This is a genomic window from Clostridium sp. C8-1-8, from assembly GCF_009928445.1.
In the GTDB taxonomy this organism is placed as follows: domain Bacteria; phylum Bacillota; class Clostridia; order Clostridiales; family Clostridiaceae; genus Clostridium_AR.
In genome coordinates, this window is record NZ_JAABNO010000055.1 from 1 (window position 1) to 11,497 (window position 11,497).

Sequence of the window (11,497 nt, forward strand, 5' to 3'; positions counted from 1 at the left end):
ACAATAGCCCCATCTGCTCCACTCTCACAGGCCATTAATCTTATATTACCACCTTGTATGATGTAGTTATAACATTTGATAGAAAACTTAATACATTTCTACCGAACATTAAAGCACATCGTTTATTTATTATTCTTAATTTAAATTGTTATCCCGTCTAACACCTTACGGTGTAGTCCGATTATCTTTTGTTAATTTTATATTAGTTTTCTATTTAAACCCTAATTATGGGCCTAACCAAATTAAATATATTTTAGTATAATACTCCTGAATAGAGGATAGATGTTTACCTCCTGGGAAGCTTTAAAAGCTTATACCCGCAAAAAAGCGTATCATTCCATCAGGTAGAATTCTATGTTTAGCTGGTTGGGTTTCCCTAGGGGAATTACCCGTGTCACAAACAAGGTTATAGACTAACTGATAGATTGGAAGCTCTATTCTATCTCTAAACTTAATTAAAGGAGATATATACTATGTCTAAATTTTTTTATAGCCCTACAGTAGGAATTGATGTTTCAGCAGATTTTTCATATATTGCAATACTCGCACCTAATGGAGATATTTATAGGAAGGCTTTTAAGATAAAGCATGATGTTAGTGGCTTCAATCACTTATTTAAAGAAATAAAAAAAGTGGAAGAAGAGTTTAACATGAAAACTGCCATTTTCATGGAGTCCACCGGAGTGTACCACTTATCTCTTTTCCACTTTCTTAATAAAAACTTCGATAACACATTTGTTATCAATCCACTCGTTACTAATTCTAACAAAAGTAGCGACATAAGAAAAGTGAAAAATGATAAAAAGGACGCTTTATCTATTGCCCAAATAGGCAAATTCCAAAATATTAAGCTTTCGCAGGGCGTTAGCCTGGATATATTCCTATTAAGATCTCTTATAAGAGAGTATTACAAACTCACTGATACTTGTTCTGTATTTAAGAAAAAGTTATCTGCAGATTTAAGAGTAATTTTTCCCGGTTACAATACTATTTTTTCAAATGTAGCCTCAAATAGTTCTATTGCTATTTTAAGTGATTATCCAACTCCACAATCAATTTTAGAAGCACCTAAAGAGAAAATATTGGAGATTCTTATTGGTAAATCTAGAAAAGGTGTAACATGGGCTGAAAAAGTATATCTAAAGCTTTCTACTTTAGCAAATGAAGCCACTATCATCGGCCTACCGTTACACGGTTTAGCGATTAAAATCACTAGTACAATAACATTAATAAATGCTATTGAAGCAGAGATAACTAATTTATTAACTGAAATAGAAACTCTCATTAATTCAGATAATTTTCCTGAACAAATTAAAAAGAATATTGATTTTGTAGATTCTATCCCAGGAATAGGCTCATTAACAGCCATCACATTAATAGCTGAAATAGGCGATATTAAGAGTTTTATTAAGCCTAAACACCTAGTTGCATTTTTTGGTATAGATTGTTCTGTTGCTGAGTCAGGCAAGTTTAAAGGTACTCAAAATAATATTTCTAAACGTGGAACTCGAATAGGACGAAGAGCATTATACTCTATCGCACTGGCTTCTATTAGAAAAAATCGTAGTGGAGTTCCTATTAATAAAGTTTTATTGGATTATTACCAAACTAATCTTAATGGCAAAAAGCCTAAGGTTGCTTTAGTTGCTATAATGCATAAAATAATAAACTATATTTTTGCTGTTCTCCGAAATCAAACAACGTTTGAGCAACGAGATCCTAAACTACATAAGCAGATGTTTTTAGAAAATAAAGCTTTAGTAAGCGCAGCATAAAATATACATTTTTTGTAATCATTCGTATTTAGAAATGGTTTATTTGTCATACTCTTTTTTACTTGAAATATTTTTTAATTTTTTACTTGACTATAATTAGCTGGTCTTTATAAACAGGACTATCTTCTAATACTTTACAAAATTGTTCTGCTGAAACAATAGTTTCATTTCCAGCAGCATCTTTCCAAACTAAACTATATTTATCAGCATGGCAAAGAATATCCTGAAAACCTTCAAGTGGCTTTACCTTTTCAGCTCTTATCCATAAGGCATCAGTTTTATTCAAAAATCTAGTTGATAAGGATAATGCTCTTTCCTCGCCAGCTTCAGCATACGCTTCAGTCGCCCCCTTGGGGCAGAGTCTGTCTTATTATTTATTAGTGGTAGAGTCTACTCTTTTCAACATCTACCACTATTTTATCATTATAAAAAACAATGAACTAGCCTACTTGTTTTTCAGCTAGTTCATTTAGGGCTTCTCTTACTACATTATTAATATTACGCATCCAAATTGTAACTATTTACCTTTTTCGATATTCATTGACTGTAGAAGAATTCTATCCCCTTACATGAAAATCAAATTTTTATGCATTAAATCTTGCCTAAAATTTGCAGTTACTTAAAAGGAATTATCAATCTATATACTTTATTATTCCTTTTCCCAATACTTTTCCTCCAACATTAAGTTTAAACTCATAATCATTTTTTAATTTTCCTCTTATGTGTTCAAACATATCGCCATATGGCAATTGAATAATTACTTCATTCCATTGTTCCTTTGCAAGAGGCTTGTCACACAATATCCTTGAGGCTATCAACTCTCCATCCATATTAAACGAAGGCATCATTCCAGACCATCCATCCCCTGGCATAACGCCACCATTTTCTTTAAACAAATATATTTCGGCTATAAATTCTAACAAAATAAACTCACCTCTCTATTTACTAGTACACTTGCTTTACTTCCAGCAATGCATCATTAAATATTTTCAAAACATCTCCTTGAACTGTTGTATTACCACTCTTTAATATTGCTGTATCTACAGGATTGAAATCCAATTGAATGAATACTTTTTTTGGTATTTTTGCTTTAAAAATCGCAACACTGTCAGGAAAATTATTACTTAGCTTTAATATTTCATCCATCGAGAATCCAAATTGTTTTGAAGCAAAACCACTTGGACTTGGTCTAAATATACCTGTACTCTTTATATCTGCAAACTCATCTACACCAACAGCTCTATAGAGTTCCACATAAGAATCACTAGTATTAAGCATTCGCCAAATATTTTCCGCAACACTTGTATAGGTTATACCTTTAGCCTCATATTCTGCGGTACTTATTCCATATTTACTCAAGGTAGCAATATCATCGCATGAAAAATATTTCAGCAGCAACTTTTCTAACCTATCTAACCCAGCTATTCCCTCTGATTTTTGTATTAGAGAAATTAATTCGTCTGTTGCTCCAAGTTGTTTTAGTCTAGCAATAGCTTCAGCCGCCCCCTTGGGGCTGAAACTGTAGCTGCAAAAACAAATGGTAGTAACAACTTTTACCATTACTACCATTTTTAACTTCCATTAATTTATGCTGTAACCTCTATTTTACTCAGTATATCAATTGCATCAGTAACCTGTTTACTAAGTAATTCAATTTCATCATTGTTAATACAACCCCTAATGTTGTAAATATCATACCTATTTAGGATACTCATAATTTTTTCAAAATGCTGCCTGGAAATAGTTTTTTGTTGAATCTTATCTAGTTCAATGCATAGAGTAGCGCATATGGTAGTTGCTTCGGCCTCACTCTCATTTATTACACAATCAAAGTCAACAAAAAAACGTGATAATGCTTGCATACTATTCTCTCCAATTTGAGCTGCATCGTTTCTATAATTACCAAACACCTCTTTTACAATGTCAATCAATTCTTGATACTCATAGTTTTTCAAATTATTATCCTCCCTTAACGTAAAATTTTACCTCCATTATGAATAACATCAATTTTAATATTGGGATACATCTCCATAAACTTATTTATTACTCTAGAACAGCTAGAACAAGGTTCTCTTTCTGTAAATAGTTTTATTGTCCCTGATGCATTTGTATTATTACCTAACCGCTTAGCAACATCGTTCAGTATTTTATATTCTGAGTCCCAAATTCTTAGGTATGCATCCGGGCCATCAATTGTTACATTGTCAGGGCTAACTTTTAAAGCATCGAAAACTGGGTTATCCGGTTCTAGAGATATGTCTGGTACTCTATTAGGTAATTCGCCTGTAAAAGAACTCTTATTTATAGAGCTATGTGCAAAAAACTCATTTCTACTTAACCCAGTAATGTTTGTTTCAGCATATCCAAAATTACCAGACCCTTTATATGCGCTCGTGAGTAAATTATTCCTAATATCTTTTACTCTGTTAAATATTTTCGAATCTACTATTGGGTCAATAACTCTTGAAATAAACTTTGGTATAGCTTCAGCCGCCCCCTTGGGGCAGAGTCTGTCTTATTATTTATTAGTGGTAGAGTCTCCTGTTTTCAACATCTACCACTATTTTATCATGCTATTTGCTCTACTTCCATATCTGGTAAAATGTATTCAGTTTTATTCTTCATCATCCCATAGATGATATTATTGAGCCTTCTCATTACACACACTAACGCTTGTATCTTAGTCTTACCTTCTGAAACCTTTCTCTTGTAGTACTCTAGGAAAACTGGATTTCTAGGAGTTCCTTTCTTAGATACTTGAATCTGTTGCACTGCTAAGAAATAGAACACTCCATAGAGTTCTCTATTACCTTGTTTACTCTTCTTATCTTTCCCTTTACCCGCTGAACTGAAATTTACCGGTGCTATTCCAGAAAACTTTGCTAACTTATCAGAATTACGGAATCTTTTAATGTCTCCTATGTGAGCAACAAGTGCTATTGCAGTTACAGTATCTATGCCAGGAATTGTTTCCAGCTTTAGGTCTAGTAATTTTAGCAGTTTTTTCATTTCAGTTTCAACCTTCTTGATTTCATCACTCTTGAATGCAATGTCTCTTACAATGCTTTGAATGATGAAATCTCTAGACTCTTGGTACTCCCTTGTTGTATCGCCATCACTTTCTACAATGTCCAGTATCTCTTTAGCCTTTCTTGTGGAACAGCTATTATGACTAGGTTTCCTTAGAAATTCTGCTAAATCTTCATCGGTTACACCTCTTAGGTGTTTCGGTGACGGGTATTCCTCGTAAAAAGCTAATGCTGTTTTACTATTTACATCAGAAAAAAATTTCTTATAGCTTGGGTAATTGTAGTTTAACTGTTCATGAAGCTGATTAGTTAGAGTTGTTATTGATTTTACAATCGCATCTCTTCTATTCACCATCATCTTTATTGTCCAATATAGGTCTTGTGGATTGGCATCTGGTAGGGTATCTAGCTTTCTTAAAAGTACTGATGCAATTCACTTAGCATCCCAATCATCACTCTTTTTAGTAGTAGGGTAACTCACTCTTTCCATGAAGGAAAGTGCGGAGTTAACTTCCTTTACTATCATTCCTTTTTCTAGTAGAAACACTGCTAGACTTCTACCATAGCCATGAACATCTTCAAGTCCATATACTGGTGTAAGCTTACCTGCTATCTTGTTTACCTTGTTCATTAGTTGTGTGAAATCAGAAGGCTTATTCTCAATGGTTATTGAGTCTATCTTCTCATCCCAGCAATCTATTATAACAGCGGTATGAGTATCCTTGTGTAAGTCTAATCCAACATATATATGGTTTTGCTTATAATGCATTTTCTACTCACTCCTCTTATATTTGTCGTTGCAGGAACGCAGGCAACCTCAGTTTGAAGCATTCAGACTATTCAACTTACATTGAATCTCTGTGCAAGGGGGCGACAGCCAATCCATTCTATTCTGCTTGACAGCATTTTCAAAGCCTGTAGTCTTTGTCAGTAGCTATTACTTCAAAGTGATGCCCATTCCCACTATTGTGTTTTACTTGGTTATTAGGTATTGCTATTGCTATTTGGTTCAAACTTAGGTCGTATCCTAAGTTACTACATTCATTGATTTTGCTAGCTTTGGTCGTATGGACGCAGTTTCAATTGGATTACTTTTCAGTAGGAACTTTTTAGCTTCACGCCTACAACAAAGTCTCTCAAATCTACAACCTATACAACCAAGCCATTGATTTATCTAGATTGTACTTGTCCAAAATTCAACCAATATTTGTCCAGTATTTATCCAATTTAAATTTATTTAGTTATTGAAAAAATCTTCATCTACAACATTATTTATCGGTCCAAGTGTAGGTGTCATGTTATTAGAAGATTTGTATTCTACAACAATTCTCACTCCTGTATGGTATCTAAGGGTATTAGAGCGTCCTGATTTACATAAATAGCCTTTAGTTTTAGCAATGTGCTCAAATTCTCTCCAAAACTTTTGGCTGCTGATTTTAGAGTATTGGTTGAGCCCATTCTTATATGCCCAGTCTTTAAATGCATTGTACAGTATCTTATTATCTATCCTGTAGGAAGTATCTTTTTCTTCCATTATGCAATCATCAAAGAATTGAAGCATTGGAGTCTGTTCCCTTTGATATTGCCTTAGAACTTCGTTCATGTTACTGCATTCGGAGAATTTGAAGTCATTTTCCTTCAGCCTTTTTAATCCTTCTATTGCCCAGACGAATATGCCAGGAAGCTCCTTTTGTAGCTTTTCTCTCAGATTGTTATCTCTCTGCTTATTTGTGAATGAAGCATTAAAGCAGAGAATTGATAATCTTCGAAAATATCCATGGCTTGTATCCTTTGTATCTGGCAGATTGTTCATTGTTAGTAGCATCTTTGCGGTAGGTTTGAAGCTGAATACAGGTTTGTTCTTTTGTTCGGCAGTTATTGTATCTTCACCTACAATAGCCTTGAAATACTGAGTATTGAAGCTCTTATCGTCCATCTCATTTTCACTGCTGATATTTACAATCTTGTTGTACAGACAAACCCTTGAGAATCCTTTATTCAGCTCATTAAGAGGGATGTTAGAAATATTATCTTTCCCTATGAGTAAACTTAATGTATCAATGAATACTCCTTTACCATTCCCACCGTTTCCATGCAGAATCAGAGCCTTTTGAGCCTTAGTAGATATAGTCAGTGAATAGCCTGCCCATTCTTGGCATACGGCTTCTCGTTCCTTATCACCTTCAAATATTTCCTCAAGGAACTGCCTAAATCTAGGACATTCTGCATCAGGATTGTATTCAACAGGTATCTGTATTGTGCTGTAGTATTCTTAACTGTGTGAGATTAGTTCGAAGGTTTCAATGTCAAACATCCCATTCTGTAGATTTATCAGATTCTTATGAGTGTTCATTTCCCCCTCGTAGTAGAGAGTTCTCTTAATTGCAGCCATGTATTCTCTTTCCCTATTTAGTGTCCAAACACCAAACAATGGCTTTTGCAGAATATCTCTCATGGCACTGACAAAACTTCCCTCGTCTAGTTTTTGCCAAATGCCTACTTTGCTTTGATAAGTGTAGAAGAAACCATCCTTTCCGTATATCAATCTGAATTGGTTTCTGATGTATTCAGCAAAATAGTTGGCGTTGAAATATTTCACCTTACCTTTGTCATCCAGAGTGAAACCTCTTTGCTTTAGTTCCTCAATTTGCTCATTGACCATTTTCCTCATCCTTCCTACAAAATATATCGTTGTGGTGGGAGTTGCTGGCCAGCGTGCCCATCTACAATTTATATTTTACCGCGTAGGAATATCAATGTCGAAAGCCGTTGAAGCCGTATAAGCCTGTCTAGACAAGGGCTATGGTCTCTGAGCATTGCCGCTGGATTTCCGTTTGTGCTTAGTCGATAATTACATACGGCGGATATTTTTTCGATTTTACGCCATTTGGTAATATATGACTCCCTCTAGCTCCTTCAATCTCGGTATTTCAATTTTTTAATTCAAATTTTGCATTTTCAAACTTTTTATTTATATATTTTAGGCAATGCATTCCAAAGCTTTGAAGCATTCATTCCATATTCTCGTGCTATATTTTCAGTTGCAGTTTTTGCTGTAGCTCCTTCTAGTATTAGCATTATTATTCTTGCAATCAAAATTAGTATCTCCACAATATTACCCTCCTTCCGCTTCATAGCTATTGCTCCATTATGTATTCCATTATGAAGTCATCAAATTCATTGCAAAACTTTCCTACTGGATAGTACACAGAAAGTCCAAAAGAATCATTACATACCCAGATTATTTTTAGCATCTCAATACCTCCAACTACTACCTTTATTGCAAACTCCGGAAGTGATTGAGGTACATTTTTACTTCCCTGCATCAATCCGTATTCATCCAATACATCAATAGTGTCATCCTCCTCTATCACAACTATTGGTCCAACTTCTTCAAGATTATAGGTCTTCCACTCTTGCTCAACTATGCCCTTGGCGATTTCTTCAAAGTAGGATAGCAGTTCTTTTCTCATTGTTTCTGATATGTTGCTTAGTTCCTTGATTTCATCTAAAGTGTATATTGTTATCATCCTTTTCTCCTCCTACAATAGGCTTACAGCCCTCATTTTTTCCTCTTTATTGCAATTGATATAGAACCTTGCAGTAGTATCAATACTGCTGTGTCCTGCCAATTTACTTACTGTTGTTAGCGGTACTCCTTTGCTCACAAGTCTTGTACAGAATGTGTGTCTGAACATGTGTGGCTTAAGCCGTACATCTATACCTATCTTTACTGTTAGTTTCTCAAGCATTGTATTTATTGCGTCCCTTTGAAGCACACCTCTTTGACCTACGATTAGGTATTCAGAATTTGCAAATGGATTTGTACTGCGTTCAACTAAGTATTCTTTGATTGCATCTACAACCTCTGATTTCAAAGGAATTTCTCTTACTTTACCTCCTTTTCCAAAGACCCTTAGTTGTGTTGTTAGTAAATCTATGTTCTTTGTCTTGATGTCACAAAGTTCACTTACTCTTAACCCTGTGTAGAGAAGCAGGAGAATTATCATCCTATTCCTTTTGCTGACCTTCTCATCATTTTGGATGTAGAATAGGACTCGTTCTACTTGCTTATCTGTTAGTACCTCAACCTGTCTTTCAGAACCATATGCCAGCTTTACTCTATCTTTAGCAATATCTACAACAATATCTTTTGTGCAGCCATTATCCACCAAGTACCTGTTGAAGGAATGAATACTGTTGACCTTCTTGTTGATGGTTGATAGTTCGTACTGATTCTCAATTAGGTAGTTCCTGTAGCTGGTGATGTAGAATCTTTTCATCCCTCCATTGAAATCAACTCCCTTTCCCTCAAGGAATGCTACAAAGGCGGAAGTATCTCCAACATAGCTTTCTATTGTTTTAGGACTCTTACCGTCCTCCTCTAGATGTATCTTGAATCTTTGAACCAGTTCATTAATCATACTTATTTGCTCCTTTCTTTTTTTGGGGCATAGAAAAAAGGCTAATGCCTTTTTATCAGCATTAGCCTTGATTATTACTATAATATATATTTAATTTTTACTTTTGTTACAGCTTACTGCATTATTGTAATAATGCAGTCCCTTTGTATACACCTTATTTATACAAGTTCATCATTCTCAAACATTTATTTTGAAAATATATAATACACGTAATTTTGAAGCGAGTTTGTTCAAAATTTATGTAGTCAGCTATTTAAATTTATATTTAGTAAATAAACATTTGTTAGGTACAAATTGTACTTATAAATTAATACTCAATTATTGGTGCATCATACCAATCTTTTAGTTCAGTCATTCCTATAAACCTTAGACCTGTATATACAATAGATTTAGGATATCTTTCTAAAAAGTCCATACAAAAGCTAGCTGCTAATTTGTCACTATAATCATCATGACCTATATCCACTGCTATCTCAGTATTTACATTAATATCATATAACTTTTTTACCTCCTCTACTTTGCCTAGTTCAGACCTTATAGATGCTCCTCTATAGTAAATCCAAATAGCAGCGTTACCTTCAGCAATTATGCCTTGTTTAAAACCTTCAACTTGTCCAATTCCTCCTCCTAATTCTTTGACTAAATTAAGAACTGTATCCATGGATAGAAGCTCTTCTGTATAAATTGAATAAACTCTAGACATCTTAATCACTCCCCAACATATCTTATTAATTTATTAATATCCCTTATTACTTTTACTCCAACACTTTCTATTCTTGCTGCGTTTTCCGCACCAATACCTGGCGCAAATAATATCACTTCTCTTTCACCATTAGGGTTTATAGGCTCTTTAAAATATTTAGTAAACTCTCCTGCGCTCTTCGATGAATCTCCCAGAGTAACTTCTATTATACACTTTTGAGTTGCAACATCTATTTCACCAGCTATTGATTCTCCCGGTGGAATAATTTTCTTTTGATATTCAGTAATTTTAGTCTTACTACTCACAGCTGCTGCAGTTTCAGCTTCAAACGCATCTGCTTCAGCTTTTTGAAGTTCTTCTGGAGTTTTTGCCCCATACTTGAGTTTGCCTTCATACATTCTAACATTTGACATAACCTGCTTCCTAATATCAAGGTCTTCTATTTTTGCTATTCCACCGATTAGTTCATCTTCTGAAAGCTGCTTCAAATGTAGCTCACTACCAAAATCAGTCTTTATTTTGTTGACAAAAGCCTTAACTTCTTCAATAGCTTCAGCCGCCCCCTTAGAATGCCCCTCTGTTTTTGCTAATTTCTCTGCATCCTGACTTAGTACTCCACTTGAGTGTGCAGCTCCAGCTCCAGCAATCGCTGACACACATGTAGCAGCAGCAGCCTCTACCAACTCCACTCCTGCCGCTGTTTCAAACACTGCAAAACCGATTCCTGTTTCCGAAGTCAGCATTCCTAGTGCAGCTGACCCCGCTGCTGTCCCCAATGCTCTGACTACATCTGCTGCCGCCATAACAGAAGTTCGTAAGAATAGGGCTAGGAATACTCCATCAGTTAAAGTTTTTCCAAGCATATAGTAATGGTTATTTTCAGGCATTGTTTTTCCAAATAACCCTACCAGTTTTTGCGCTCCGCCTAAAAATACATTATCATCAACGGCCATTAACACTCCACCAACAAAATAACCTATATCGTCCAATGTCAAATATTGTAGTCCTAATTTATTTATCAGTGTGTTAACAACATTATTGGCAAATGTACTAATATTAGATATCCCTAGCTTCTTTAATCCATCAAGCAATTCTCCAAACATAAATGTACCAGGAAAAGTTTTAAGTACTGTTAAAATATCAATATTACTATTAGTTATTACTCCACCATTAACTTTTATCAAAGTAAAGTTTCTGTTTTGGCTTATTGTACTTCCGTCATTTCCTATTGAATCTATCCTTATATTGTGATCCCCTGGCTTTATAGAATTTATATCTAAATCATAATAAAAACCACTCTTCTCTGCATTATTATACTGAGGAAAGGCACTCTTTACATCTGGTCGTGAGCAACCAATATTTGCATTACTTATAAAGTTTCCATCTACATATACTTTAACTTGACTTACTCCACCTCTGTGTAAAGACCATCCGTCCACTCTTAAACTACTGTTTAGGCTTTGCCCTTCAGTTGGTTCATCAATATTCATTCTTGGAGATAAGTCTTGTACTATAAAGTTTCTGTTTTGGCTTATTGTACTTCCGTCATTTCCTATTGAATCTATC

Annotated in this window: 10 protein-coding genes and 3 pseudogenes; 1 reads left to right on the forward strand and 12 read right to left on the reverse strand. The window is 34.7% G+C overall.

What is annotated here, in order from left to right; all coding sequences use genetic code 11:
• Positions 1-473 precede the first annotated feature (473 nt).
• Positions 474-1,775, forward strand: coding sequence for an IS110 family transposase (locus GXK57_RS25700; protein ID WP_160680870.1), 1,302 nt, complete (start codon positions 474-476; stop codon positions 1,773-1,775).
• An 82-nt stretch (positions 1,776-1,857) separates the two neighbouring features.
• Here the strand turns inward: GXK57_RS25700 and GXK57_RS25705 are convergent, their stop codons facing one another.
• The 12 genes and pseudogenes from GXK57_RS25705 to GXK57_RS25760 form a co-directional block, all read right to left on the reverse strand.
• Complete coding sequence (locus GXK57_RS25705) at positions 1,858-2,061, reverse strand: hypothetical protein (protein WP_160680871.1); 204 nt, start codon at positions 2,059-2,061, stop codon at positions 1,858-1,860.
• Positions 2,062-2,407: 346 nt separating this feature from the next.
• Entirely contained in the window at positions 2,408-2,698 is a 291-nt protein-coding gene (locus tag GXK57_RS25710; protein WP_160680872.1) for a hypothetical protein, read from the reverse strand.
• Positions 2,699-2,720: 22 nt separating this feature from the next.
• Positions 2,721-3,344 carry a hypothetical protein gene (locus GXK57_RS26750; RefSeq protein WP_243156520.1) on the reverse strand — a complete coding sequence of 208 codons (624 nt, stop codon included), beginning with the start codon at positions 3,342-3,344 and terminating at the stop codon, positions 2,721-2,723.
• A 17-nt stretch (positions 3,345-3,361) separates the two neighbouring features.
• Complete coding sequence (locus GXK57_RS25720) at positions 3,362-3,730, reverse strand: Imm3 family immunity protein (protein WP_160680873.1); 369 nt, start codon at positions 3,728-3,730, stop codon at positions 3,362-3,364.
• Between the two features lie 613 nt (positions 3,731-4,343).
• Positions 4,344-5,573 (reverse strand): annotated as a pseudogene (locus GXK57_RS25730) (IS110 family transposase).
• Positions 5,574-6,041: 468 nt separating this feature from the next.
• Positions 6,042-7,064 (reverse strand): annotated as a pseudogene (locus tag GXK57_RS25735) (phage/plasmid primase, P4 family); the annotation flags it as partial.
• A gap of 12 nt (positions 7,065-7,076) precedes the next feature.
• Positions 7,077-7,466: a hypothetical protein gene (locus GXK57_RS25740; RefSeq protein ID WP_160680874.1), complete on the reverse strand. Its 390-nt coding sequence runs from the start codon at positions 7,464-7,466 to the stop codon at positions 7,077-7,079.
• Between the two features lie 305 nt (positions 7,467-7,771).
• Complete coding sequence (locus GXK57_RS26450; RefSeq protein ID WP_202127791.1) at positions 7,772-7,915, reverse strand: hypothetical protein; 144 nt, start codon at positions 7,913-7,915, stop codon at positions 7,772-7,774.
• Positions 7,916-7,941: 26 nt separating this feature from the next.
• Positions 7,942-8,334 (reverse strand): hypothetical protein, encoded by a 393-nt coding sequence (locus GXK57_RS25745; RefSeq protein ID WP_160680875.1) that lies wholly within the window; start codon positions 8,332-8,334, stop codon positions 7,942-7,944.
• Between the two features lie 12 nt (positions 8,335-8,346).
• The gene (locus tag GXK57_RS25750; protein WP_202127792.1) at positions 8,347-9,228 is read right to left on the reverse strand and encodes a tyrosine-type recombinase/integrase; all 882 of its coding nucleotides are present in this window, start codon (positions 9,226-9,228) and stop codon (positions 8,347-8,349) included.
• Between the two features lie 307 nt (positions 9,229-9,535).
• Positions 9,536-9,931: a hypothetical protein gene (locus tag GXK57_RS25755; protein ID WP_160680876.1), complete on the reverse strand. Its 396-nt coding sequence runs from the start codon at positions 9,929-9,931 to the stop codon at positions 9,536-9,538.
• 5 nt (positions 9,932-9,936) lie between these two features.
• Positions 9,937-11,497: pseudogene (locus tag GXK57_RS25760) on the reverse strand (Ig-like domain-containing protein); the annotation flags it as partial.

Coding starts and splice junctions, on each gene's coding strand:
- GXK57_RS25700 (WP_160680870.1), top strand. CDS start 474: ATGTCTAAATTTTTTTATAGCCCTACAGTAGGAATTGATGTTTCAGCA.
- GXK57_RS25740 (WP_160680874.1), bottom strand. CDS start 7,466: ATGGTCAATGAGCAAATTGAGGAACTAAAGCAAAGAGGTTTCACTCTG.
- GXK57_RS25750 (WP_202127792.1), bottom strand. CDS start 9,228: ATGATTAATGAACTGGTTCAAAGATTCAAGATACATCTAGAGGAGGAC.
- GXK57_RS26750 (WP_243156520.1), bottom strand. CDS start 3,344: ATGGTAGTAATGGTAAAAGTTGTTACTACCATTTGTTTTTGCAGCTAC.
- GXK57_RS25745 (WP_160680875.1), bottom strand. CDS start 8,334: ATGATAACAATATACACTTTAGATGAAATCAAGGAACTAAGCAACATA.
- GXK57_RS25755 (WP_160680876.1), bottom strand. CDS start 9,931: ATGTCTAGAGTTTATTCAATTTATACAGAAGAGCTTCTATCCATGGAT.